Annotated in this window: 24 protein-coding genes and 1 pseudogene; 10 read left to right on the plus strand and 15 right to left on the minus strand. The window is 59.8% G+C overall.

From position 1 onward, the window contains the following. Positions 1-10: 10 nt before the first annotated feature. Positions 11-529 carry a carboxymuconolactone decarboxylase family protein gene (locus tag V6093_RS02925; RefSeq protein WP_010953859.1) on the minus strand — a complete coding sequence of 173 codons (519 nt, stop codon included), beginning with the start codon at positions 527-529 and terminating at the stop codon, positions 11-13. Between the two features lie 129 nt (positions 530-658). Between V6093_RS02925 and V6093_RS02930 the strand changes: the two genes are divergently transcribed. Beyond that, positions 659-1480, plus strand: a complete 822-nt coding sequence (locus V6093_RS02930; protein WP_014861104.1) for an AraC family transcriptional regulator — start codon at positions 659-661, stop codon at positions 1478-1480. Positions 1481-1542: 62 nt separating this feature from the next. Here V6093_RS02930 and V6093_RS02935 read toward each other — a convergent pair whose 3' ends face one another. Then, positions 1543-2421: a LysR family transcriptional regulator gene (locus tag V6093_RS02935; protein ID WP_003248202.1), complete on the minus strand. Its 879-nt coding sequence runs from the start codon at positions 2419-2421 to the stop codon at positions 1543-1545. 107 nt (positions 2422-2528) lie between these two features. On the opposite strand from V6093_RS02935, the gene V6093_RS02940 reads away from it, so the two are divergent. Beyond that, the gene (locus tag V6093_RS02940) at positions 2529-3530 is read left to right on the plus strand and encodes a zinc-dependent alcohol dehydrogenase family protein (protein ID WP_144000053.1); all 1002 of its coding nucleotides are present in this window, start codon (positions 2529-2531) and stop codon (positions 3528-3530) included. Between the two features lie 230 nt (positions 3531-3760). Here V6093_RS02940 and V6093_RS02945 read toward each other — a convergent pair whose 3' ends face one another. From V6093_RS02945 to V6093_RS02955, 3 genes and pseudogenes are all read right to left on the minus strand, one after another. Continuing rightward, positions 3761-4276: a GrpB family protein gene (locus tag V6093_RS02945; RefSeq protein WP_144000054.1), complete on the minus strand. Its 516-nt coding sequence runs from the start codon at positions 4274-4276 to the stop codon at positions 3761-3763. Between the two features lie 118 nt (positions 4277-4394). Next, positions 4395-4526, minus strand: a pseudogene (locus V6093_RS02950) (histidine phosphatase family protein); the annotation flags it as partial. 51 nt (positions 4527-4577) lie between these two features. Continuing rightward, positions 4578-5606: an SDR family oxidoreductase gene (locus V6093_RS02955; RefSeq protein WP_108078597.1), complete on the minus strand. Its 1029-nt coding sequence runs from the start codon at positions 5604-5606 to the stop codon at positions 4578-4580. Positions 5607-5915: 309 nt separating this feature from the next. On the opposite strand from V6093_RS02955, the gene V6093_RS02960 reads away from it, so the two are divergent. After that, complete coding sequence (locus V6093_RS02960; RefSeq protein ID WP_144000055.1) at positions 5916-6815, plus strand: LysR family transcriptional regulator; 900 nt, start codon at positions 5916-5918, stop codon at positions 6813-6815. 143 nt (positions 6816-6958) lie between these two features. Here the strand turns inward: V6093_RS02960 and V6093_RS02965 are convergent, their stop codons facing one another. Next, a complete protein-coding gene (locus tag V6093_RS02965; RefSeq protein WP_230623088.1) occupies positions 6959-7519 on the minus strand; it encodes a helix-turn-helix domain-containing protein in 561 nt (186 codons plus the stop codon). Between V6093_RS02965 and V6093_RS02970 the strand changes: the two genes are divergently transcribed. From V6093_RS02970 to V6093_RS02980, 3 genes are read left to right on the plus strand one after another with little or no spacing between them, the layout of a single operon-like run. Continuing rightward, positions 7518-8516: an NADP-dependent oxidoreductase gene (locus V6093_RS02970; RefSeq protein ID WP_014861112.1), complete on the plus strand. Its 999-nt coding sequence runs from the start codon at positions 7518-7520 to the stop codon at positions 8514-8516. The genes V6093_RS02965 and V6093_RS02970 overlap by 2 nt on opposite strands. A 46-nt stretch (positions 8517-8562) precedes the next feature. Next, the gene (locus tag V6093_RS02975; RefSeq protein ID WP_265978860.1) at positions 8563-9357 is read left to right on the plus strand and encodes an SDR family oxidoreductase; all 795 of its coding nucleotides are present in this window, start codon (positions 8563-8565) and stop codon (positions 9355-9357) included. A gap of 40 nt (positions 9358-9397) precedes the next feature. Further along, positions 9398-10465 carry an alkene reductase gene (locus V6093_RS02980; RefSeq protein WP_108078596.1) on the plus strand — a complete coding sequence of 356 codons (1068 nt, stop codon included), beginning with the start codon at positions 9398-9400 and terminating at the stop codon, positions 10463-10465. Positions 10466-10479: 14 nt separating this feature from the next. Here V6093_RS02980 and V6093_RS02985 read toward each other — a convergent pair whose 3' ends face one another. The 4 genes from V6093_RS02985 to V6093_RS03000 form a co-directional block, all read right to left on the minus strand. After that, positions 10480-12270 (minus strand): sigma-54-dependent Fis family transcriptional regulator, encoded by a 1791-nt coding sequence (locus tag V6093_RS02985; protein ID WP_265978858.1) that lies wholly within the window; start codon positions 12268-12270, stop codon positions 10480-10482. An 85-nt stretch (positions 12271-12355) separates the two neighbouring features. Further along, positions 12356-13246 (minus strand): transporter, encoded by an 891-nt coding sequence (locus tag V6093_RS02990; protein ID WP_108078594.1) that lies wholly within the window; start codon positions 13244-13246, stop codon positions 12356-12358. A gap of 60 nt (positions 13247-13306) precedes the next feature. After that, a complete protein-coding gene (locus V6093_RS02995; protein WP_265978855.1) occupies positions 13307-14431 on the minus strand; it encodes an NAD(P)-dependent alcohol dehydrogenase in 1125 nt (374 codons plus the stop codon). Between the two features lie 18 nt (positions 14432-14449). Next, positions 14450-15919 carry a benzaldehyde dehydrogenase gene (locus tag V6093_RS03000; protein WP_181321354.1) on the minus strand — a complete coding sequence of 490 codons (1470 nt, stop codon included), beginning with the start codon at positions 15917-15919 and terminating at the stop codon, positions 14450-14452. Between the two features lie 440 nt (positions 15920-16359). Here V6093_RS03000 and V6093_RS03005 point away from each other — a divergent pair, with 440 nt between their 5' ends. After that, complete coding sequence (locus tag V6093_RS03005) at positions 16360-16839, plus strand: MerR family transcriptional regulator (protein WP_004576673.1); 480 nt, start codon at positions 16360-16362, stop codon at positions 16837-16839. 15 nt (positions 16840-16854) lie between these two features. On the opposite strand, the gene V6093_RS03010 is transcribed toward V6093_RS03005, so the two are convergent. Both V6093_RS03010 and V6093_RS03015 read right to left on the minus strand, forming a co-directional pair. Beyond that, positions 16855-17781 carry an acetoacetate decarboxylase (ADC) gene (locus V6093_RS03010; RefSeq protein WP_265978928.1) on the minus strand — a complete coding sequence of 309 codons (927 nt, stop codon included), beginning with the start codon at positions 17779-17781 and terminating at the stop codon, positions 16855-16857. A 114-nt stretch (positions 17782-17895) separates the two neighbouring features. After that, positions 17896-18699 (minus strand): type 1 glutamine amidotransferase domain-containing protein, encoded by an 804-nt coding sequence (locus V6093_RS03015; RefSeq protein WP_014861114.1) that lies wholly within the window; start codon positions 18697-18699, stop codon positions 17896-17898. 301 nt (positions 18700-19000) lie between these two features. On the opposite strand from V6093_RS03015, the gene V6093_RS03020 reads away from it, so the two are divergent. From V6093_RS03020 to V6093_RS03030, 3 genes are all read left to right on the plus strand, one after another. After that, positions 19001-20257: an NADH:flavin oxidoreductase/NADH oxidase family protein gene (locus V6093_RS03020; RefSeq protein ID WP_265978851.1), complete on the plus strand. Its 1257-nt coding sequence runs from the start codon at positions 19001-19003 to the stop codon at positions 20255-20257. Positions 20258-20326: 69 nt separating this feature from the next. Then, complete coding sequence (locus V6093_RS03025; protein ID WP_337994390.1) at positions 20327-20398, plus strand: DUF6196 family protein; 72 nt, start codon at positions 20327-20329, stop codon at positions 20396-20398. Positions 20399-20675: 277 nt separating this feature from the next. After that, a complete protein-coding gene (locus V6093_RS03030; protein WP_019751731.1) occupies positions 20676-21437 on the plus strand; it encodes an SDR family NAD(P)-dependent oxidoreductase in 762 nt (253 codons plus the stop codon). Between the two features lie 342 nt (positions 21438-21779). Here the strand turns inward: V6093_RS03030 and V6093_RS03035 are convergent, their stop codons facing one another. The 3 genes from V6093_RS03035 to V6093_RS03045 all read right to left on the minus strand — a co-directional run bounded on the left by V6093_RS03035 (position 21780) and on the right by V6093_RS03045 (position 24801). Next, positions 21780-22673 (minus strand): LysR family transcriptional regulator, encoded by an 894-nt coding sequence (locus V6093_RS03035; protein WP_003248221.1) that lies wholly within the window; start codon positions 22671-22673, stop codon positions 21780-21782. Positions 22674-22754: 81 nt separating this feature from the next. Then, positions 22755-23807, minus strand: coding sequence for an alpha/beta hydrolase (locus V6093_RS03040; RefSeq protein ID WP_047604915.1), 1053 nt, complete (start codon positions 23805-23807; stop codon positions 22755-22757). Between the two features lie 49 nt (positions 23808-23856). Next, positions 23857-24801, minus strand: a complete 945-nt coding sequence (locus tag V6093_RS03045; protein ID WP_176393446.1) for an alpha/beta fold hydrolase — start codon at positions 24799-24801, stop codon at positions 23857-23859. Positions 24802-24897: the final 96 nt, after the last annotated feature.

The following is a 24897-nucleotide window of genomic DNA, read 5'->3' on the forward strand; positions in this document are numbered from 1 at the left end:
GGTTACCCTCCTAGTTTGCCGATGGCGGAAAGTCGATATCGGTAGCGGCGATGTTGTTCAGGTAGTTGGTCAGGGTTAACAGCGTGACCTGTGCCACCACCTCCACGATCTTGCTATCAGTAAGCCCTGCCTCACGCGCGGCAGCGATCTGCTCGTCACTCAACTGGCCGCGCCTTGCCGTGATCTGCTGCGCCAGTGCGGCAACCGCGCTGAGTGTGCCGGCTCGGGCTTGGCTTACGGCCTCATCGCTCAAACCCGCCTTGCCGCCGAAGAAGGTGTGTGCGGCCAGGCAGTAGTCGCACCCGTTGATTTCCGAGGTGGCGAGGGCAACGACTTCACGCTCGGCGGCGCTCAGTGAGCTTTTACCCAACGCTTGGGCGAGGCCCAGGTAACCATTGAGCGCGACCGGAGCGTGCGCCAGGGTCCTGAATGCGTTGGGAATGAAGCCGAGACCTTTTTGAATGCCTTCGAGAGCTGCGCGCGAGCCAGTAGGCGCCTGGTCTAGCGAGAGAGCGGTAATACGAGTCATGGTCGTTCTCCAATAGGTTGAGTAACCGGCTTGTCTATCAAGCTTGGGGTCCATACTAGAGAGGCAGACTTTTCTTTCGGCTTCAGATCGTCGAAGTTATGCAACAGATCGTCTAAACCTGAGTGCGCTATGGACCGACTGTCGACACTGCTTAAGCACTTCAACCTGCACGCTAGTGCGTTTCACCAGGGTGGGTTCTGTGGAACGACCCAACTTGGGCAACACAGTGTCGGGCACGCCCATCTGTTGCGCTCGGGGCGTCTGTCCTTCAAGGACAAGCGTGGGCAGCGTATCGAGTTGACCGAACCCACCCTGATTCTGGCGGTGCGCCCGCAGGAGCATCACTTGCTTGCCACCGACGCCGATGAAGCGGAGTTAGTGTGCGCCACCCTGCAATTCGATGGCGGCGCCAACAATCCGCTGACCCTGGCTTTGCCGGACTTCATCATCAAGCCCCTCGGCGAATTGCAAGGCCTTGATGGCACCCTTGACTGGCTGTTCGAAGAAGCCTTTGGAGATGAGTGTGGTCGTGATGTCATTCTCAATCGCTTGTTCGAGCTGATGATCATTCAGCTGCTTCGCCACCTCATCGCCAGCCGCAGCATCGCCTCGGGAATGATGGCGGGTCTGGCCAACGCTCAGCTGTCTCGCGCGCTTGTGGGGATCCACGATGAGCCGCAGCGCAATTGGTCCGTGGCGGAACTGGCGAATCTTTCGGGCATGTCGCGGGCAAGCTTTGCTTCGCACTTTCGCGAGATCGTGGGTATTACGCCTGCGGACTACCTGGCGAACTGGCGCATCAGTTTGACGCAAAAACGCCTTCGCGAAGGGCGCCCCATTGCCCTGATCGCCGATGAGGTCGGCTACGAAAGTCCTTCTGCGCTAGCCCGAACCTTTCGCCGCAAGGTGGGCGCGAGCCCGAAACAATGGTTGCAGCAGGGAACGGTGTGACGCCTGGTCGACCGACTTGCACGCCAGGGAATGAGCAAGGTCCTGCGCCTCATCGGGGTGGCTTACACGTTCTCCCGAAGAAAATCGATGAACGCCATCGTCCTTGCCGAGCGGCGCCGCTCACGGCTGAACACGGCGCTGACCGGCAGCGCGGTCGTCTGGTATTCGTCGAGCAGGCTACACACGCTACCCTGCTCGAAGTCTGCAGCAAACAGCCATTGGGGAGACAGGGAGATGCCCAGGCCACCGAGGACCATTTCACGAATGGCCTCGCTGTTGTTGCTGGTGACGTTGCCTTTGATTGCAACCTCAAGTGCTTCGTCACGACGGGTGAAGTGCCAGCGGTCGTAATGCTCAAGCAAGGTGAAGGCGATGCAGTTGTGGCCTGCCAGTTCGGCGGGCTCGCGTGGCTGGCCATGGCGATCGAGATAGGCCGGTGCAGCATAGACTCGCCGTGTGCTGGTGCCCAGGGGCACGGCCACCAGCCCCTCGCTCTTCACCACACCAATGCGGATGGCCAGGTCGATGTTTTCCATGAGCAGGTCTTCGTTGTAATCGTTCAGGCGCAGGTCGATCTGCACATCGGGGTGGCGCTGTAGAAAAGCCCCGATCAGGGGCGCTATGCACAGCCTCCCATAGCTGACCGGTGCGGCTATTCGCAGGGGGCCGGCGATCTGCTCCTGGCCGCTGGCGAAGCTGCGCGTGGCATGCTCTAGCTGGCTGAGAATCTCCTGGCAGTGGCTGTAGAAGCGTTGCCCTTGATCGGTGAGGGCGAGGTGCCGGGTGCTGCGGGCGAACACGGCTCCGCCCAGGTACTGCTCCAACGCACGGACCTGCTTGCTGACTGCCGGCTGCCCCATGTTCAGCTCCCGAGCCACTGCGGAAAACGAGCCACGCTCCACGACGCGCACGAAGATGCGCATGCTGTCGAACAGATCCATCGCTATTGGGCCTCTTTGGGGAATAAGTAATATCCAAATTTAGTTTCTTATCGGAATGAGGAAGGCGGTGCAACCTGTAAGCGTCCATTCATTCAGAGGTTTCCGTCATGAATCAGACCATGCTTGCCGCTATCGCCGAATCCGCCCAGACCCCGCTGGTCGTGCGCCACATCGCCCGCCCTGTGCCCGGTAAGGGGCAGGTTTTGGTGCGGATTCACGCCGCCGGGGTCAACCCGCTCGACACCAAGATTGCAATCGGTGCGGGTGCTCACGCCCGCCAGGAGTTACCGGCCGTGCTCGGCCTGGATCTCGCCGGTACGGTCGTCGAACTGGGCGAGGCAGTTGATGGCTTCACGCCTGGCCAGGAGGTCTTCGGCATGGCCGGCGGAATCGGCGGCGCCCAAGGCACCCTGGCCGAATACATCGCCGTGGATGCCAGGCTGATTGCATCAAAGCCGCATGCACTCGGCATGCGTGAGGCTGCCGCGCTGCCGTTGGTATTCATCACCGCCTGGGAAGGTTTGGTAGATCACGCCAATGTTCGTAGTGGTCAGCGTGTGTTGATCCATGGCGGCGCAGGTGGCGTCGGCCAAGTTGCGGTGCAATTGGCCAAGGCTCGCGGTGCCGAGGTCTACGCCACCGGTTCGGTGGGCAATCTCGACTTCATTCGCGCGCTGGGGGCCACGGCGATTGACTATCAAACGCAGCGTGTAGAGGCCTATGTCGAACAATTTACGGCTGGGGAGGGTTTCGACATCGTTTATGACACCGTCGGCGGCAGCACGTTGGACGCGTCATTCAAGGCAGTAAAGCCTTATACCGGGCACGTACTCAGCTGCCTCGGTTGGGGTCAGCACAGCCTCGCGCCTTTATCCTTCAAAAGTGCCACCTACTCGGGCGTATTTACCCTGGCACCGCTGCTAACCGGCAAGGGACGCGAACACCATGGAAGTATCCTGCGCGAGGCTGCCGTTCTGGCCAATGCCGGGCAACTGGCGATCCGGGTGGACCCGCAACAGTTTGCATTGGATGAGGTCAACGACGCATTCCGACAGGTCGCGGAAGGTCGCGGCAGGGGCAAGACGGTTATCCAGTTGGCAAGTGAATAGTCTCCCGAGCTTTATTAATCAGCAATTACCTGCCAGAAATGCCCGTTTCCAGCCTTGGCTGGCCTTCACAAACAACTGCCAAAGGGGGACATGGCAAGTGATCATGAAAGTTGTTCCTTGATATGAGGGGCTTTGTTCCAGGCGTTGCCGGCGGCCGGTCAAGCTGGCCGCAATCGAAGTGGTGACTTCGTCGCTACTGTCGGGAGGAAGGGGAGTGCCAGAAGAATCGATCATTCACGCGTGGTTATACCGGCATGAAGCAGCGCCGCGATAATGAAAGGCGCCTTCTTCTCTAGATACTCAGCCATCCCACCCGTATTGCTCGACTCCAACTGAAGCTTCAGCGTTTCATACTGTTGGCGGATCGAGGCATCGCGCCTAAGCAAATCTCTGAACCCCAGCATCTGAGTGATCGACAGGTGGTCCCGGGTACAAACATGGAGCTTGTGCGTGCGAATCCCATCCACATTGCGCCGGTAGAAATGATGGCCCTCTGACAGATCACTTCCCCGTACATACCCCAGAGCCATCAACACCTCGTCCCGCGCCGAGGTATTGCGATGCGCGTGAACCTCAATGAGCACATCGAGTTCGGGCTTCGCCGCCAGCCCTGGGACAGACGTGCTTCCAACGTGGTGGACAGCAATCAGTTCAGCGTCAAATGCAGAGGCAATGAGTGGCTTGTCTGTCAGGAAGCGGGCGGGCCATGTGGGATCGTAGGGGGTAATCTTGCTGGTCAGTGCCATGTCCGTTCCTTGGCGATAAATCCTCGAGGCGCCGGATTGTCCATCAAGGCGTGTGCTTTTGCCACTCACTTACAGGTCAATCACTGTCGCCGATATGTGTATTCGGAATCCGGGCGATTCACGCTTCAACACCTGCATATCGATAGACCGTCGCACTCCAATACTGGCTGCCGTTACGCGTTTGGTGTTTCCATCCGTCTGCCATCAGGTGCTTGGAGATCATCCGATTCATGAAACCGTGACCGAACAATGGCTGTGACTCGTTTTGGCTGGCCGTGGCGCATCAGGATAATTTCCCCGCTCACAGTCGGCTGCCTTTTTCAAACCCGCCATGATCACGGTACCACGCCACGGTGTCGGCGATTGTCAGCTCAAGTGCCCGGAAACTCAGTCCAAGCTCCTGTTCACTCTTGCGGTGGTCGAAACGGGTGCGGTCCTGCTCTCGTACCAGTAGACGCAACGTGGCCATGCTCAGCAGAATGGGTCTGCCGGTCAGGCGCGCATAGATCTCCTGAACAGCCGCCAAGGTGTATAGAAAGGGCAGCGGTATTTGTCGGGCTGGTGTCTTGACGCCCGCCATACGTCCTAAAACAGGCATCAGTTCGCGCATTGTCATATGTCGACCCGCCGCGAGATAGCGCTCACCTCGGCGTCCATGTCTGGCTGCGGCAATGTGTGCCAATGCCACATCGCGGGCATCGACAATGGAAAAACTGCCAGGGATCAACCCGGGCATTTTGCCCTGTACCACATCGTTGACCAATTGCCCCGACGAGGTTGGGCCAATGTCGCCAGGCCCCCACATCCAGCCAGGCAGGACCATACAGGCATGCATCTGGGGGTGGCTCTCAAGGAACGACAACACGACACGGTCAGCGAGGATCTTGCTGCGGTAGTAGTCATCTGCGTCGGCGTCGGCCCTCAGGCAGTTCTCCTCGATGGACGTGCCAGGTGCGCCGTTGAGCACAGCAATGGAAGACGTATGGATGAACCGTCGTATGCCGGCCCCGTAGGCCTGCTCAAGCAGGCGCCGCGTACCCGACACGTTTATCTGTTCGAGTTCGTTCCCGTGGCTGCCGCCCTTGTAGTTATCGCGAAAGAACGCCGCTGTGTGAAATACCGTATCGCAGCCTTGCAGCGATGCTGAGAATGCGTCGACCTTGGCCATGTCCCCAACGACCAGTTCCACGCCCGGCAGATTGTTGAACTGCTGTTCACCTTTGGCTTTTGAGCGGACCAGGCCTTTGACCGTGTAGCCGCGAGCGACCAATTCACGCACCAGGTTGTTGCCCAGCAAGCCGGTTGCTCCGGTCACAAATACGTTGCGCATGGCTCAACACGCTCGCTGTTCGGTTAACGGCAGCAACACGGCCCTGTCGAAAAAGGCCTCGTCGCTGACGATCAGACCCCTGCTATCGAGGTGGATGCAATCGTCGCCAAGCACTGCAAGCAACGCCTCTGGATCTGGTCGATTGAAAGCGCCAGAAGCGTGTTGCGCATAGACGTTGGGGGGGAGAGTCATAAAGTCCGGTCCATTCGTATCGAAGGGCTATAGATATACCTTTGAGGGTGCTTTCGAAAAACAGCAATCACTGCATAATGGCTTTGCATATTCGCAAAGCCGGGAATGACCGACAGTATGACGTTGCACGCAAATTGGGATGATCTTCGCCTTCTGCTGGCCGTCTCGCGACGTGGCAGCTTTCTTCAGGCTGGACAATTGCTCGGTATCGCAGCTTCTACATTGTCACGCCGCCTGACTCAACTTGAGGTTGCAGTGGGCGAGCCACTTGTCGAGCGCGGCGTTGAAGGATGCCGGCTGACGTCCCGGGGGCAATCCCTGGTGGAAGTTGCTATCGCTGCAGAATCAGGCTTGAGGCGGCAAACCCTTTCTGGCACATCGCAGCAGCCTACCGAGCTGTCCGGCAGTGTGTTGGTCAGTGCAGGGGAGGGGTTCTCGGATTACGTTCTGGAGGCGATAAGGCGCTTTACATCCCTGCACTCGCGTTGCTCAGTGGAGCTAACGGTGGCAGCCGACTTTCACAAGATCGCCCGCGGCGTGGCAGATGTTGCTGTGCGCACCGCCCATCTGGGGGAACCGTCACTGATTTATCGACCCATTGGCCGGCTCGCCTACGGCATCTTTGCTGCCCCGGGTTATCTGAAGCAATTTCCAGGCGTGACGCTTACCACGGCAGTCAGTGTTTCCTTGCTTCCCCCGCTGGATATCTTGCCGCAAATGCGAGCGGCAAAGGCCGCGGGTCTGGACCGCGCGCAGATCAGCGTGAATTCGTTCGCCGTGCAGCTCCAGTCGGTGAAGCGAGGGATGGGGGTGGCTGTGCTGCCCCGTATAGCGGCTACCGATTTGGTCGAGCTGTTCCCGCATCTCCAACTTCCCGATATGGAGATCTATTTGGTGACCCGGCCTCAGGCCTTGAAGCAAGCTCACATCAAATGCTTTTTTGACACCTTGGAGGGGGTTCTGCTCGAAGCCGTGTCCTCGGCAAATGCGACGGTTGTTCCACGAGCCACCTGTTAACGCAATAAAGCCTGCAGTTTCAGGGTGGATGTCGGCGCGACGATCCAGAGCGACAGCGGATCAGCAAGTGACCCGCAGGCATTCTTCGGCGCAAGACGGCATGTTGCTGTACGACTACCGGTTCTAAGGCTGAACAGGCGGTGTCAACTTTCGTCAGGTGTGACAATACGCATGGGGCGCGTGCCGATCTTTGCCCCCGTAATCTCGTCCACGGCGACAGCTTTGATTTCTGTGCCGGTTTGCGCATCGAAGAAGCGCGTCAGCTTACCACCGCCTCGGTATTGCCGGCCCCATGCACCAATCATGAACAGCACAGGGAGAAAATCGCGACCCGCAGCGGTCAGCAGATACTCCTCCCTAGGCGGGTGCTCCGAGTAGCGCCGCTTCTCCAGTAATCCTTCCTCCGTCAGTGCCGCCAGCCGGCGAGTCAGCATTGTCGGTGCAATACCCAGGCTCTTGCGGAATTGGTCAAAGCGAGCGATGCCAGCATGGGCATCGCGCAGGATCAATATGCTCCAGGCGTCACCGGCAACAGCCAGGCTGCGGGCGATCGGGCACGGGTCATCACAACTATTTTTCACGTCCATACTATTTTGATAGTGACCTGCCTTCAAAAGGGGAGTATTGTCTGTATCAAATTGATAGTAACACCTCGATGATGAGCCATCCACCCGAAAAAAACCAATGATGAATAGCCGAACCATGCAAGCACTGACCTTCAAGCGCTACGGCAAGTCACCCGACATCGGGTTGGCCGATGTTCCCCGCCCCACGCCAAAGGCTGACGAATTACTGGTGCACGTCCACGCTGCCGGCCTGAATCCGATCGACAACATGATTCCAACGGGGATGTTCAAGCCAGTATTGCATTTCCAGCTGCCAGCCACCCTGGGCAGCGATCTGGCCGGCATCGTGACCGAGGTGGGTAGCAATGTGACCCGCTTCAAGCCAGGCGATGCTGTCTTCGCCAGCCTCTTCGATCTTGGCACAGGGGCGATTGCTGAATTCGCGGTTGTGCCAGAAAGCGCCGCCGCGCTGAAACCGGCCAATCTGAGCTTCGAGCAGGCGGCGTCCATCCCGATGGTCGGCCTCACCTCATGGCAAGCGCTCAAAGAGCGCCTCACGCTTCAGGCCGGGCAGAAGGTGTTCATTCCCGCCGGGTCCGGCGGCATCGGTACGTTCGCAATCCAGTTGGCCAAACACCTCGGTGCAAAGGTGGGCACCACCACCAGTACAGGCAACGTTGACCTGGTGCGCGCTCTGGGGGCGGACGAGGTTGTGGACTACAAGACGCAGGATTTCGAGACCGTGCTGCGCGACTACGACGCGGTGCTCGGAACCGTAAGGGGGGATGCGATTGAAAAATCCATGTCCATCCTCAGACCCGGAAGCCAGATTGTCTCGCTCATTGGCCCACTGGATGCTGCGTTCGCCCGGGCCAAACGCCTGAACGTCCTCCTGACCTTCGTGTTCGGCCTGATGAGCCGCAAGATCATGCGCCTGGCAAAGAGGCGCAATGTCAAATACTCGTTTCTTTTCGTGCAGCCCGACGGTGCCCAACTCGCCGAAATCGGCAAACTTCTGGACGCCCAGCAAATTAAGCCGGTGATCGACCGGGTATTTCCGTTCGAGGATGCAAAGGGTGCGCTTGAGTACCTTGCTCAAGGGCGCTCCAAGGGCAAGGTCGTAATCAAGATGTGACTGCCGCCGTGTTTCTCACACAACTATCGACATAAAGGTAACTTCCATGACCACACGTCCGACCGTACTCATTACCGGCGCCTCCAGCGGCATTGGCGCCACCTACGCCGAGCGTTTCGCCCGTCGTGGCCACGATCTCATCCTTGTGGCGCGCGACACATCGCGCATGGAGTCGCTTGCATTACGCTTGCGCAAGGAAAGCCATGTGGCCGTTGAGGTGCTGCCCGCCGACCTGACAAGCTCGGCAGACCTGTCCGTACTTGAAAGTCGACTGCGCGACGACGCCAATATCGGCGTGTTGATCAACAACGCGGGTATGGCCCAATCGGGTGGTTTCCTGGACCAGTCCGCTGAAGCTATTGAGCGCCTTGTCACGCTCAATACCACCGCGCCGACGCGGCTCGCTGCTGCAATCGCGCCGCGCCTCGCGCAGTCGGGCACTGGTGCAATCGTCAACGTGGGTTCAGTGGTGGGTTTCGCGCCCGAGTTCGGCATGTCCATCTACGGCGCTACCAAAGCCTTCGTGCTGTTTCTGTCACAGGGGCTGAGTCAGGAGCTGTCACCCAAGGGCGTGTACGTGCAAGCGGTGCTGCCAGCCGCGACCCGTACCGAGATCTGGGCGCGTGCCGGCATTGACGTCAACACACTCCCGGAGGTGATGGAGGTCGGTGAGCTGGTCGATGCTGCACTTGTCGGTTTCGACCGTCGCGAGTTGGTAACCATCCCGCCACTTCATGTTGCCGAGCGCTGGGATGCGCTGGAAGGTGCACGTCAAGGGCTGATGTCTGACATTCGACAAACCCACGCGGCTGAACGATATCAGCGCCCACTGAACGCGTGATTGTGTACGAATGATCGAATCCGCCACCCAGGAGACTTCCATGAACGACCGCTTGTTTACCCCTGCGCAGCTCGGCAACCTCACACTGAAGAACCGCATTGTAATGGCGCCGCTGACCCGCAGCCGCGCGATCGGCAACCAGCCCAATGAACTGATGGCAGAGTACTACCGCCTTCGGGCGGACGCCGGACTGATTATTACCGAAGGTACCTCTCCCTCACCCAATGGCCTGGGTTACCCACGTATCCCTGGCCTGTTCAACGAAGAGCACGTGCAAAACTGGCGACGCGTGACCGATGGCGTCCATCAAGCCGGCGGCAGGATTTTTGTGCAGTTGATGCACACCGGGCGGGTCAGCCACCCCGCGAACCTGCCGGCAGGCGCCCGCGTCCTGGCACCTTCGGCGATCGCTGCTCCCGGCGAGATGTGGACCGACAGCGAAGGCATGCAGCCACATTCGGTCCCACACGCCATGAGCGAGGCGGACATTGCCCAGAGCATCACCGAATACGCAGCTTCGGCCAAACTGGCGATACAAGCGGGTTTCGATGGCGTCGAATTGCATGCAGCCAATGGCTACCTGATTGACCAATTCCTCAATACCGCATCCAACCAGCGCAATGATCGCTGGGGAGGCCTGGTAGAAAACCGCATCCGCTTCGCGGTCGAAGTTGCCAAGGCAACTGTCGACGCCATTGGCGCGGAACGGGTTGGCATGCGTATCTCGCCGTATGGGGTTTTCAACGGCCAACTACCGGATGCCGATATGGACGCGATGTACCTGGACCTGATCAAGGAATTGAATGCGCTTGGCCTGCTCTATATCCACATCGTCGATCACAGCGCCATGGGAGCGCCCGAAGTCAGCCCCGAATTGAAATCCGCGATCCGCACCGCTTTCACCGGCCAGTACATACTCTCCGGTGGCTATGATGTCGCCCGCGCCAATGCGGACCTCGACGCGCAGCGTGGCGACCTGGTGGCTTTCGGTCGTCCGTTCATTTCGAACCCGGACCTGGTCGCCAAGCTAGCGTCGGGACAGCACTTGGTAGAACCTGACAGTTCGACCTTTTATACACCCGGAGAAAAGGGATATACCGATTATTGACGTACGTTGTCCTCTCAGACCCGACCCAGGCGCTTGTACAAGGTGGTGCGCGAGATGCCGAGCTCTTTGGCGGCGGCGCTGACGTTACCGCCATGGGCCAGCAGCACGCGCTCGATCACCCCTTGGGTGACGTCAGCCAGGTTGCACGATGCCGGGGCTGCATTGCCCTGCAGCTCATCAGGCAGGTGTTGCACGCCAATGCACGGTTCACCGGCAGCTAGCACCCCGACCAGGCGCGCCATGTTCTCCAGTTGCCGCAGGTTGCCCGGCCAATGGTACGCCTGCAGCTGGCGCCTGGCGTCGGCCGCCAGCGGTGGGAAACCTGGGCGCTGGAAAAAACTGTCGATCAGTTGAGCCTTGTCCAGCCGCTCCTCAAGGGAGGGCAGGGCCACACGCAGGCCGTCCAGGCGATAGAACAGGTCCTCGCGGAAGCCTCCGCTGCTTACCAGGCTGGCGAGATCCTTGTGGGTGGCGGCGATCACGTGGGCCTTTAGTGCTACCGTGCGAGTGCTGCCAACGCGGGTAATCTGCCGTTCCTGCAACGCCCGCAGCAGCCGGCTTTGCAGGGACAGCGGCATGTCGCCGATCTCATCGAGCAGTAGGATGCCGTCGCCAGCAGACTCCAGCAGGCCCATGGCACCGCCTTTGCGGGCGCCGGTGAAACTGCCCTCGGTGTAGCCGAACAGTTCGGCCTCGATGAGGCTTTCGGGTAAGGCGGCGCAGTTGATCGCCACGAACGGAGCCTGTGGGCAGCAGTGCGCATGCAACGCCTTGGCGAACACTTCCTTGCCAGAACCGGTCGGCCCAGTGATCAGCACCGGCAGGTTACCCGCCACAGCCTTGCAGGCATCGTCGAAGCGAGCATTGACCCGCCGGTCGCTGCCCAACGCCGTCGTGCTGGCAGGCAGCGCCCGCGGCTTGGCGATGGGTTTGGCCAACAGCCGGCCATACAGGCGTGAGCCATCGGCTAGGGTCAACAGCTGCGGTGAGCCATCGAGGCTGGTTTGGCTGGGGCGGTCGAATAGCTGCCCCAGGCACAGCCCTTCTGGGCGGTAGCTTGGCACGCCCAGCAATTGTTGCGCAGCGCGGTTGGCCGCATGCACCGTGCCATCGTCATGCACCGCCAGCAGCGCCTGCAGCGGTGAGCCGAGCAGCCTGGGATCGTGTTGCAGTTCGACGATGCGGCAGCCAGGCAGGTTGAGGAAGAAGTTGTTTTCGGTGGCCAGCGCGGCATGTTTGAGGCGTTCGAGCATGGTGCCAGCGTTACGGGTACCAATGCCGGTCAGGTCCAGCGCCCCGAGCAGCTCGCCATCGACCCCGCGCAACGGCACGCTGACGCAGAAAAACTCGGCAAACTCCTGCAGGTAATGTTGGTTACCGGCAACGATCGCCGGCAGGCCGTCCATCAGCGTGCAGGCCGGGGCCGTGGTGCCGACGTCGACCTCGCTAACCCGGCGTCCGGCATGCAGTGCCGACAGCGGGCTGTCGATGCCAACGGGCTTGCGGGTCTGGACAATACGGTTGTCCGGGTTGACGCAAAACAGCATCCAGTGCGAATCGCCAATCAGCTCCCACAGCCGTTCCAGCTCCGGCTGCACGCAAGCAGCGAGTTGGCTGTCGGCCTCGGTCAGTGGCAGCACATCCAGCTGCCCGCATGCCAGGCGTGGTTGCCACGGGCTGAGGCCGGCGGCCCTGGAACGTTCCCATGAGCGCTCGATCGGTTCGGGAAGTAGCCCGGCTGGCAATGGCAAGCCCTCGGCAAACTGCTGACGGGCGCTGTGCAACTGGAGCTGTAGGCGATCCATGGGTACACCTTGTGAGGGTTGACGGCACGCTACTGACTGCGCACGTTGCGCCGCTGCCAGCAGCGCGTCAAGGCAACCGGGCAAATCAGAACAACAGCAGCGCCCGCAGGTTGACCCCGGTGTCCTCCTGGAAGCCACCGACCACGCGGGTGTCATGGGTCAGCTGGCCGCTCAACTGTAAGGTCTTGCCGACCATCTGCTGGAACTCCAGGCGCAATTGCTGCACTTCGGTCTTCTGCCCGGTGTAGTCGCCAGACAGCTGCTGTTTGCCGCCTTCGCTGGCGGAGATCCCCAGGGCCAGGCGCTGGGCCGGGTTGAAGTCGTAGCGCAGATTGGTCTGTAACTGGTAGGTCGGGTCCTGGCGCAAGGTCTGGCTGCCACTGCCAGCCTTGTCGTTGCTGCCATAGAATACCGCATCGGCGTACCACTCCATCGACCAGCGGCCCCACAGCGGTTCTACCCAGCCCAGCTGAAGGTCGCCTTTCCAGCGGTTTTCGCCCAAGTTCACCCCAGCACCACGGTCGTACTGGCCCCATGGCAGGTACAGCAGCGGGGTAATGCCGAAGTAGCGACCGCTGGCGCCGACGCCTGGCTGGTTCACTAGCCAGAAGGTGGCGCCGATTATCGGGTCGGCCATGCCGTTGTTGCTGCCCAGTGACTGGCCGGCAACCTTCACGTCGTAGACATGGCCGAAGGGCAGAAGTACTTGCGGGTCGACGGTGATGCCGGCGATCTCGGTGAAATGGATCAGGCGCAGGATGCTGATGTTGGAACGCAGGCTGGTGTCGTGCTTGGCATCGGGTGCACCGTCGCCGTTGAATCGGTCGGCGCGGCTGAATTGCTGGTACCAGGCGGCGACGTTGGTGCCCGGCGGCAGCGCGGTGTAGTCGCCGGCATTCACATCGACGGCCAGGGCCTTGGCTGAAACCAGCGCGCAGGCCAGCGTGCCCCAGGCAAGGCTGGAGTTTTTGGTCATGACAGGGTTTTCCTTGTTCTTGTTATTGGGCGGGGGCAGCGCGCGGCTGCCCCCTGAGGCTTACTTCTGGATGCGAATGATCGGTTTGAGGGTCAAGCCTTTTTCGCTGTCTTCGGCGGCCTGGTTGATCTGCTCGAAGTCGTAGAAACGGACCAGCTTGTCGAAGGCGAAGCGGCCCTGCAGGTACAGGTTGACCAGCTCGGGGATGAATTTTTTCGGCACGCTGTCACCCTCGACGATGCCGCGTATGATCTTGCCGCCCAGCAGTAGGTCGTTGACGTCGAACTGTGCCGTGGTGCCCAGTGGCGGTGCGCCGACCACCCCCAGCGCGCCACGGCTGCCAAGGGCATCCACGGCCTGGCGCAGCACCTCTGGGCGCCCGGTGGATTCCAGCGCGAACTGCACACCGCCGCCGGTGATTTCGCGGATGGCGGCCACCGGGTCGGCCTCGCGGCTGTTGACCACGTGTGTAGCGCCCAGCTCCAGGGCCAGCGCCAGGCGCGAAGGCACCACGTCTACCGCGATGATGGTTGCTGCCCCTGCCACTTGCGCGGCCAGCACGGCCGAGAGGCCTACCGCACCGCCGCCAAAGGCAGCAAAGGCGCTGCCGGGCGTTACTTTCAGCGAGTTGATCACGGCGCCGGCGCCTGTCTGGATGCCGCAGCCCAGCGGGCCCAGCAGCTCGATAGGCGCTTCCTTGGGCACACGTACAGTGTTGTTCTCGCGCCCCAATGCGTAGGTGGCAAAAGATGACTGGGCGAAGAAGTGGTCGTTCAGTGCCTGGCCCTGTAGGTCTTGCAGGGCATGCTGGCCGTCGGGGCCTGCACCACTGAAATTGCGCCCGAAGAAGTCCTGGCAGTAGGCGGCCTGGCCGGCGTCGCAGGCCAGGCAATGGCCGCAGTAGCCATAGGTCATCACCACATGGTCGCCCACGGCCAGGTTCTGCACCAATGGGCCAACAGCCTCGACGATGCCCGAGCCTTCATGCCCCAGCACCGCCGGTAGCGGCACCGGGTAATATTGGTCGCGCACGATCATGTCGGTATGGCACATGCCGGTGGCGACGATACGCACCAGCACCTCGTCACCTTGCGGTGCTCGAATGCGTGCCTGCTCCAGTACGAAGGGGGCACCTTTGCCATGGGTCACAGCAGCCTTAATGGGGCGCAAAAGGGGTGTTGTCATTGTTATTGTTCTCCGGGGTTACAGGGGGTAGGCAGGTGCTTCGCCCTTGAGGGTCAGCCATTGCCATTGGGTGAACTCTTCCCAGTTGGCGGCGCCACCGATGCTGGTGCCGTTGCCGGATGCGCCGACGCCGCCGAAGGGATTGATGACCTCGTCGTTGACGGTCTGGTCGTTGATATGCAGTAGCCCGGTGCGCAATTGCTCGCCCAGGCGCAAGGCACGGCCGGTATCGCGCGACAGGATGGCGGCGCTCAGGCCGTAGTCAGTGTCGTTGGCCAGCTCCACGGCTTGCTCATCGCTGTCGAATGGCACCACCACGGCCACGGGGCCGAAGATTTCTTCGTGGAATGCCGGGTTGTCACGTTGTACGTCACTGAGCACGGTTGGCTGGAAGAACAGCCCGTCAGCTGAACCGCCGGTTGCCAGTGTTGCCCCGGCAGCGCGGGCGGCGTCGACAATGCGCAAGGCGTTGTCACGCTGCGCCGCATTGATCAGCGGGCCTAGGTGCACGTGGCTGCTGGCCGGGTCGCCCACGGTGAGGCTGCGTGCCTTGGCCACCAGGCGTTCGACGAAGGCCTCATAGATGCCCTGTTGCACCAGCAACCTACCGGTCGACATGCAGATCTGTCCCTGGTGTAGGTACACCCCCCAGGTGGCGTTGGCGATGGCCAGGTCGAGGTCCGCGTCGTCGAGGATGATCAGCGAGTTTTTGCCGCCAAGTTCGAGCGAGACTTTTTTCAGGTGGCGGCCGGCAGCTTCTCCCACTTTACGGCCAGCGGCAGTGGAGCCGGTGAACTGGATCATTGCCACGCAGGGTGAGGCAGTGAGTGCTGCGCCGGCTTCAGCGCCACCCGGCAGCACATGCAGCACACCTGCCGGTAACCCGGCCAACTCGAAGATGCGGGCGATGACGTGGCCGCCGCACACTGCAGTGCGCGGGTCGGGCTTGAGCACGACCGCATTGCCTGTGGCCAGTGCAGGGGCAACCGCGCGCATGGCCAGGTACAGCGGGAAGTTGAACGGCGAAATGACCCCGATCACGCCCAGCGGGCGGCGCCGGGCAATGCTCAGGCGGCCGGCGGTGGAGGGCAGGACTTCACCCTGGCTGCGCGAGGGCAGGGCGCAGGCTTCATGCAGCGACTTGATGGTGATGGAGGATTCGAAGCCTGCCTTAGCCTGCGTCGAGCCGCTTTCACGCACGATCCAGTCGGTGATCTCTGCCTGGTACTGCTCGGCGATGGCTGCCGCCCTGCGCAGCACGCTGGCGCGGTCATCATAAGGCAGGGCATACCAGTTGCGCTGGGCCTTGGCGGCCTCGCGGGCGCTTTGCTCCACCTGCTTGGCACCGGCGTTGGCCAGGGTCCCCAGCGGCTGGCCATTGCCAGGGGAGGTGACTGTAGTGGCGGGCATTTCACCTGGCACCCAGGTACCAGTGAACAGTCGCTCGTTCCAGAGTTGGTTAGGCAGTAAGGTTTCCACGTGAAGCATCCTGTGTTTTGTTGTATTTGCGGATGCTTGTTGCAGAGGGCATGCCAATGAGCTGCAGGGGCTAAATACCGGGATATCGGTGCGCGGAGTGTTCAGCTTCTGAACGATTTCCTGCTTTCGCAGTGTTCAGATTCTGAACATGCCAAATGCTGAATTCGCAGATGGGTATGTGGAAGTCTTACGGCGTTGAAACCGGGTCACAGGATCGCGGAGCGACGCTAGAGCGCGTTAATCAAACGCTTGCCATGTTGAGGGACTATGAAGGTGCGTTCGCCGGACGGTTACCCATGTCGTGTCCATCCCAGACCCCAATCGTCCGTCCTCAGCGGCCTTCGCTTCCCCATGAATTTCAGGGCGACCAGTCAAACCTTGTGCTTGGCCGCCCGATGACTTTAGATTTAAAGTCAACTTTAAGGTCAATAGGTTTTTCAGGGTGAGGTATGAGAATAGGCGAACTGGCAAAAATCAGTGGGCTGGCTCCGTCACGCATCCGTTTCTATGAAGCCAGTGGCCTGATCAGCGCCGTCGAGCGCAAGGCCAATGGATACCGGGACTATGCGCCTGATACCGAATGGGTGCTGCAACTCATAACCAGCGCACAGGCAGCAGGTTTTTCTTTGGAGGAGATCCGGCAGTTGATGCCGATGGACGCCAGTGGCTGGCGGCACGACGAGTTGCTCACTGGGCTCAAGCAAAAGGTTGAGGAAATCAGTGCACTGGAGGAACGGCTGGCACAAAACAAAGCGCAACTTCTGCTCGTCATCGAAGGCATCGAGGGTAAGCCCGAAGGCATGGCGTGCGCGGACAATGCGCAAATGCTGATAAATCGTTTGCGTGAAGAAGGGGTTGGCCAAGCGTCCGGCAAGCGTGCGGTAACGTCTTCAACGAGAAAAAACACCCGCCAGGCTTCCGGGGCCTGACAGGCGCAAAAGGTCTCAGCGCTCGCCAATCAGGCCAGCGAGTGGTTTGGGTGCATAGAGCGCACTCTGGAACGCTGGCACGTATTCGTACTTCATCATTTTCCCCAACTTCAGGGTGCGGAGGTAATTCGACAGAGCGCCGTCGCCTAGTGTGAGGGTGGCTGAATCTGCGTCGCGGCTCGAGCCGTGACGCAGTTGGCGGGAAACCGCATAACCGTATGCCAACTGGCCCTGATGATCGAGATTGGTGAAGCTGCTGGTGACGATATCGACTTCGCGAGAGAGCTTGTCGAGTTTCTTCGCTTTGAAGGACACGTCGACTTTTCCGGTCTGGCTGTCGGTGATGTCATAGACCACAGACTGGGCATCTTCTTTGCGGTCGATACCGGTCAGCCATTTCGGCAGGTTGTAACCGACGACACCACGCACCCGTGCGAGCTCGGTATTGACCGGCAGCTTGAGTACATAGCCCCAGAAGTCGCCGGACATCGACTGGCCAATCAGTGTGAACGGACCCAGATTGGCTTTGCCTGGCGTGTTGGTAATGATCGACACGGCCACTTCGTTATAGGCGTCGTTATCACAATGCTCATAGGTGTATGCAGTAAACGCAACCAAGCCCCGGCCTGGCCAGACTTGCAGGGGGGATGCGGTTGCTAGTACTTCCGGCGGCATCAATGCCCGAAGTGCGTCCAAGTCGGCCGTGTAGACAGCCGTTACCCGACTGTTCTGGTAGTAGAAGTTCGGGGAGTATGACTCGAAGCCGATGTCGACCTTGTGCTTTTGCAGTCCTTTGAACCAGCTCAAATCAACACCCGGCAGCTCTGCTGCAATCACCGACAAGGGCGGGTTCGAGCGATAACGGTCGTACAGGCCGCCTTTGACGACCGGCACTGGGTGGCCTGCGATTTCGATTGTATTGGTTTCAGTCGACGTGAGCATCTCAGGCGTCCCCGCCAACCCTAGGTTGGCAATTGAGCTGAACAGCAATCCTGTTAATACGGTGCGTGCGAGTTTCAATCGGTCTTACTCCGCGGGTGGGAACTGCTTGAGGGGTCAGCGAGCGACGTTGTTGCCAGAGAGCACCGCCACCACGGCTTCAGCTACGGCTTTGGGCGATTGAGGGTTTTGGCCGGTGACAAGCCTTCCATCCGTGATGGCAAATGACGTGAATGGCAGCCAGCCTTTGCGGTACCGAGCACCCTGACTCACCAACTTGTCCTCAAGGAAGAAGGGCACCTGGCTTTTCATGCCGGAGAACAGCTCTTCGCGATCAGAGAAGCCGGTGATGTTCTTGCCCTTGATGATCAACTGGCCCTTTTCATCCTTCAGATCCAGCAGGCCCGCTACGCCATGGCAGACGGCCGAGACGATGCCACCCTGGTTGTAGATGGTTTCGGCGACACGTCGCAGGTCGGGATTATTGGGGAAGTCCCACATCACGCCATGGCCCCCGGTGAAGTAGATGACGCCGAACTGGGACGGATCGATATCGGCGATCGGCAGCGTGTTTTGCAAGCGAGTGCGAAAGGCCGGGGACTGCAAATGCTCACGCGCGGCTTTGTCCATGTACAGCCAACCGAGACTGCGCTCGTCCAGTGGCACCGCACCGCCTTTGGGACTGGCAAAAACTGTGCTGTAGCCAGCCGCCTCCACCACATCGGTGAAATGCGTCAGCTCAGTAAGCCACAACCCCGTGGAATCGGTGCGTGAGGGATATCTGGCGTGATTGGTCAGAATCACCAGCATTTGGCGATTCTTGGCAGTCATTGTGGAAGCGGCGGTGCCAGCATTTGCAAATGTCATGAAAGCGCTACCTATCAGTACCAACGCATAAGAAACAAAGGTGTTGAGCATCATCCGAGCTCCATCACTCAAGCAGGTCAGCGCATGCTCACCTTAAACCTCGCTTTAAGGTCAATCCCCCTGCTGCAAATAATGTCCGACGCATCTGGCGCTGGGGTTTGATTCGCGCTCAAGCTTTTCACCCGGTACGGCCAAGACCTCGATTGAACACTCCCCACTCGGTTGTTGGGCGCCCATCGGGTGACGCACTTGCCAGGTGCCGGCGTGTTGAAAATCGACTGATCTTGAAAAAGGTATTGACCTTAAAGTTGACTTCAAACTTAAGGTGACCTCATACCCAGTTGAGGACTGCTCCATGAATGTGTTCGACACCCTGATGCTTCCCAACGGTTCGACCGTCAAGAACCGAATCGCCAAAGCCGCCATGGAAGAGAACATGGCGGATGCCGACCAGGCGCCTTCCGAAGCACTCATGCGTCTCTATCAAGCGTGGGCCGACGGTGGTGCCGGCCTGATTATCACCGGCAATGTGATGGTCGACGGCCGCGCCATGACCGGACCGGGTGGTGTGGTGTTACAGGACGATCAGCAACTGGACAAGTTCAAGCGCTGGGCGCGTATTGGTCGATCCGGCGGCGCGCAGTTCTGGTTGCAGATAAACCACCCAGGGCGGCAGATGCAGTCCAATCTTGGGCAAAAAACCTGGGCACCGTCAGCCGTGCCGCTGGAACTGGGCACAATGTCCAAGCGTTTTGCCACGCCTCACGCGATGCCCTCCGGCGTCATCGAAGAAGTTATTCAGCGCTTTGCGAACACCGCACGCCTGGGCGAACAAGCCGGATTCACAGGTGTGGAGATCCACGCGGCCCACGGCTATTTGTTGAGCCAGTTCCTTTCGCCACTGACCAACCAAAGGAAGGACGAGTGGGGTGGCTCTCTGGAAAATCGGGCGCGCCTGTTGCTCGAAATCGTCAAGGCGGTCAGGGCCGAGGTTTCTGTGGATTTTGCAGTGGCGGTCAAACTCAACTCCGCCGATTTCCAGCGTGGAGGGTTCACCACCGAAGACGCGAAAAAGGTCGTTGAGTGGCTCAACGACCTGGGCGTAGACATGGTGGAGTTATCGGGAGGCAGCTACGAAGTCCCCGCCATGCAGGGTGACGCGCGCGATGGTCGCACCCTGGCTCGCGAAGCTTATTTCGTCGAGTTCGCCCGTGATCTCCAAACCGTCGCCAAAATGCCGGTGATGGTCACTGGCGGTATACGTCGCCGCGCGGTGGCCGAAAGCGTCGTGCAGAGCGGTGTGGACATGGTGGGTATCGGCACGGCGTTAGCCATCGATCCGCACTTGCCTCGTGACTGGTTGCAGGGCAAAGACAACGCCCCTCAATTGCCGGCCATCACTTGGAAAAACAAAGCCATCGCATCCTTGGCAAACATGGCAGTAGTGAAGTTTCAACTGCGCAAACTCAGCCGGGCTAAAAAGCCTGATACGAGCGTTTCGCCGTTGCGCGCGCTGATCGTGCAACAGCTCTTCATGGCTTATCGCACGCGCCAGTATCGAAAATGGATTGAAACGTCTGCGCATGACAAGGGCCTGGGAGACGCAAGATGACGATCGCTGTAGAGGGCTCGTTGGCTGTTTGGCAATGCGCCTGAAGCAGAAGTTTGGGACCGGCATTTTGTGACTTGTGGCCAGAATCGAGAGGAGGGCGGGATTTTTGATAATTGGGTCGTCCCGGCTAGCCTGGCTTGATGTCTTCGCAGAGATCCAGACATTGGTAGATGGCCAAGCAGACGGGGAGGTGGCGTTTCCCGGTAGCGGATATGTTCGCGTGTCCCCCGTTGTCAGCTTCTGCGCGGCTGAAGGGTCATGACCCATGCGCGTAGCTAAACGATGTGCTGACGCGGCTGCCGACGCAGTGAGCCAGTGAGACCGAGCAACTGCTTCCGCATCTGCGGATGGCTGACTGATCTGTGCAAGGTGTGTACGCTGGCCGCTTACTCTTTAGCACTCCATTCGAGATATCCATATGACACCCAATCCGACAACCGATAACGCATTACGCGTTGCGTTGGTGACAGGATCAACGTCCGGTATCGGTGCAGCCATTGCACGTGTCCTTAGCCGGGCAGGCTATGCGGTGGTGCTCCATTCGCGAAACTCTGCGGATACGGGACGCGCGATGGTTGCCGAAATGAAGCAGGCTATTTACTTGCAAGCTGATCTTGCTGTCGAAGCTGACAGGGTCAGGCTTGTTAACGAGGCTATCGCCGCGTGGGGGCAGCTCGACGTACTGGTCAATAACGCCGGTATTAGCAGAGTCATTGCGCACGGCGACCTTGCCGCTGCCAGTTCGACGGTGTGGCACGAGCTTAACGAGGTTAATGTCGTGGCACCGTTCCATCTGGTTGCTTTGGCCGAGTCGGCACTGCGCGATGCCGCCCGTTACCGTCGAGCAGGTTGCGTCGTAAACATCAGTTCGCATGCCGGTACCCGTCCTAAGGGCGCATCGATTCCCTATGCGGTAAGCAAAGCTGCGCTAAATCACATGACCCGCTTGCTCGCGCTATCGCTGGGGCCAGACATTCGCGTAAACGCTGTGGCGCCTGGCTTGGTCGACACGCCTCTGACCGCAGAGTGGACAGAGGCCCAAGAGTTGTGGCGAACTCGCGCACCCATGCGCAGGGCCGCCAGCCCAGACGACATCGCAAAAGCTGTTGTCATGCTGGTCGAGTCGGACTACTTGACCGGCGAGATACTCCTTTCAGACGGTGGGTTGAATCTGACTTAGGTTTAGCGTGTCCCGGTGGAGCAGAAGAGAAGAAGGCCATATGGGGCGCTTGCTGGCCCATATGCCTGTTTACGGGCCAGCAAGCGGCGGGAGTCACGCCCTGATCGCCTCAAGTAGCCCTATGATGCCGAAGATGCTCAGCCTTGGCGCCACGATCTCGACGATCAGAAGGTTAGACAATCGCAGGCGTTTTCACACAGCCTGGACCCAAAGCAGCCCTTCACGAAGGACTTCTAACGACCGATTGCAATCGGTCGCGTACGCCTGCAATCTATCAACGATATCTACTCATTCGCGGGTTTGTGGGGCGGGTAAAAGTCAGACGCCTTGAAGGTCGATGACTCAGTGCTTGTAGAGTAACGCTTCAACTACAACGCCAAACGCTGACGAATGTTCTCGGCGATTGGGGTAGTAGAGATGGTAACCGGCAAAGGGTTGGCACCAATCTTCCAATACCCGCACAAGGCTACCGTCCGCTAGCTCCTTCGCCACCATGTCCTCCGGCAGGAACCCCAAGCCACATCCCGCCACGGCCGCACGCAGGATCGGCAGGCTGCTGTTGAACGTCCATTGTCCTTCGACACGGGCCTTCAGTTCGTGACCATCCTTTTCAAAATCCCATTGCATCAGGCTGCCATGGGTGGGTAGGCGTAGATTGATGCAATTTTGCGCGGCCAGATCACCGGGCTCCTTCGGCACCGGCCGCTGTTTGAAATACTCGGGTGAGCCCACGACCGCGATGCGCAAGGGTGGGCCGATAGGAACGGCGATCATGTCCTTAGCCACCTGATCTCCCAAACGTACTCCGGCGTCATAGCGTTGCGCGACGATGTCGGAGAGGGCGTAGTCGACTGTGATTTCGACTTTGATGTCCGGATAGTCGGGTAGCACCTTCAATAGCTTGGGCCACAGAATATTGTTGGCGGCATGTTCGGATGCTTGAATCCGCACATTGCCTGCTGGGGTGTCACGAAACTCGCTGACCGCAGCCAGTTCGAGTTCAATTTCATCGAACCTCGGCGCCATCGATTGATACAGCCGCTGACCCGCCTCGGTGGGCGACACGCTGCGGGTGGTACGTGTCAGCAGGCGGACGCCCAATCGGCTTTCCAGCGCGCGCATGGTGTGGCTCAGCGCTGACTGCGAGACGCCAAGCTGAGCGGCCGCGCGGGTGAAACTGCCTTCGCGAGTGATGACCACGAAGGCTTGCAGGTCGTTTAGATTGGCGCGTGACATTGATGAGAACCTCTCATGAGGGGCGCGGGATTAATCCATGAAAGCAGGTTACACACGGAAGCGCGACCCCAAGAGCGGAAATTACAAGGTGCGGGCGTAAAACGCGGTCAGTTTGCCAATTGCGGCATCGACATAACGCGGCACCCAATAGGTTTCGATGTGCGTCGCGCCGTCGAGGATAAACACTTCCTTGTCGGTGGTGCCGGTGGCTTTGGGCAAGGCGTCCTGCGTCATGTACAGGCTATCGGCTTTGCTGCCCGCGATCATCAGCAACGGTTGGTTGATCAGCTCGATATGGTCAGTGGCGTCGAAACGCATCAAGTCGATCAGGCTGCTGGTGGTGTATTTGAAGGTCGAGTTCGGGTGCGCGTGGGTCTTCCAGTAGTACGCATAACCTTGGCGATACAGCTCGAAGGGCAGTTTGGCAATCTGCTCGTCGGTGAGGTTGGCATCGCCCGAGTACAGCACCGCGCCGCCGGCCGCTTCTTGCGCGCGGGCTGCTGACGCCTGTTGCAGGCGTTGCTGAATGCTGTCCAGTTGCGAGTCGTTGTAGCCGTTGCGACGTACCCGGCCCGAGTTGAACATGCTCACGGTTGCCAGCGATTTGAAGCGTTTGTCGGTTTGCGCTGCCGCCAACGAATAACCACCGCCACCACAGATACCGAGCAGGCCCAGACGCTTGTCATCGACGCCGGCAAATTGGCTGATGAAGTCGGCCATGCCGTGAATGTCTTCGATGCGATACGCCGGTTTATCGATGCTGCGCGGCTGACCCCCGCTGGCACCCTGATACGCCGCATCGGCCGTGATGGTGATGTAGCCCTGTTCGGCCAGGCGTTGGGCATACAGACCGGCGACTTGTTCTTTCACGCCGCCATTGGGGTGGGCAACGACCACGGTCGGGTAGGTCTTCTTCGCATCGTAGTTGGCTGGAGTGTAAACGTTGGCGGCGATGTCCAGACCATTGAGTTTGTAGCTGACCGGGTGGATGTTGACCTTGCCCGGTTCGTTCTTGCTGATCGCGCCGTCGTAGGAGAGGGTGAACGGGTTCTTTTTGTAATCGGCGGCCAAGGCTTCGCCCGCCGAGAGGCCGACCAATGCCGACATGAGCGTGGCTTTGAGAGTGTTTTTCACGTGAAGCTCCTGAGCAATCAAAAGGGCGGCAGTTGCAGATGTGTTTGGGTCAGTCCAGCTGTTTATCTCTGAGGAATTGCGCGACCAGGTCAGCGATCTGCACGTTGTTCAGATCCGACATGGGGAAGTGGGTATTGCCGTGAATGCCGATCTCCGGCAGGTGGATCAGTCTCACATCACCGCCGTGGCGATTGACCGCGTCACGCCAGAGCCGGGCCATTTTCAGGCGTGCGCGCCAACTGTCCTGAGCGGGCAGGTCGACCGCCTGCTCCGGGATGTTGTCGCCGTAAAGGATCAGGATCGGAATGCGCGTGAGGGCCATGAATTGCTCCATCGGCACCGCCGCGCCTTGCACCGTGTCGAACGCGCTGGGAATCGGCGCAGGCACTTCACCATCTGCAAACACGAAGCTGCTTCCCGGCTCGAACGCCACGATGGCCTTGACCTTGTCGTTCTTGATCGCCGTCAACCAGCCCGGCCCGCCACCTTGCGAGTGGGTGAATAAAATCCCTGGGCCGATTTTGTCGAAAAGTGCTGACACGCCATCAGCGACCACGCCCATGTCGAACGGCCCGGTGTTCGGCGTCATCGCCCGGAAAAACTGCTCCCGGGTCTGGGCGTCCTGTGCCACTTGCACGCCCTTGAAGTAGTTGGGCCACAAGCCGATGCGGAACTGGTTGAACCACAGTTGTTCGTCAGGCACAGGCTTGATTGTGGTCTCGACCATGCTGCGCCCGGCATCGCCACGCCGGGGCTGATCAATCAGATAGACGCCGTAATGGCGGCGCAGAAAGATGTTCTGAAAGCCTTCGCGACCATCGGCGGTGGTTTCCCAGGTCTTGGAAAACTGACCCGCACCGTGCCACATGACGATGGGCAGCTTTCGCGCATCCACCGGGATTTGATAGAAGGCGTAGGCATGGTCACCATGGTAGGTCTGGCCGTTGGGCGTCATCGGTTGGTGCGGGTTGAAGGTGCCCGGTGCAGTGGTCACCGTTCCGCCTGCGGCGAAGCTGCCTTGTTGTTGAATCAGCAACGGGCCATCGGGGTGGTTCGCGCAGGCCGCCAACAGGCTCAACAGCGTGATGCT

This window comes from Pseudomonas putida group bacterium ESBL64 (assembly GCF_045277175.1).
Taxonomy (GTDB): domain Bacteria; phylum Pseudomonadota; class Gammaproteobacteria; order Pseudomonadales; family Pseudomonadaceae; genus Aquipseudomonas; species Aquipseudomonas alloputida.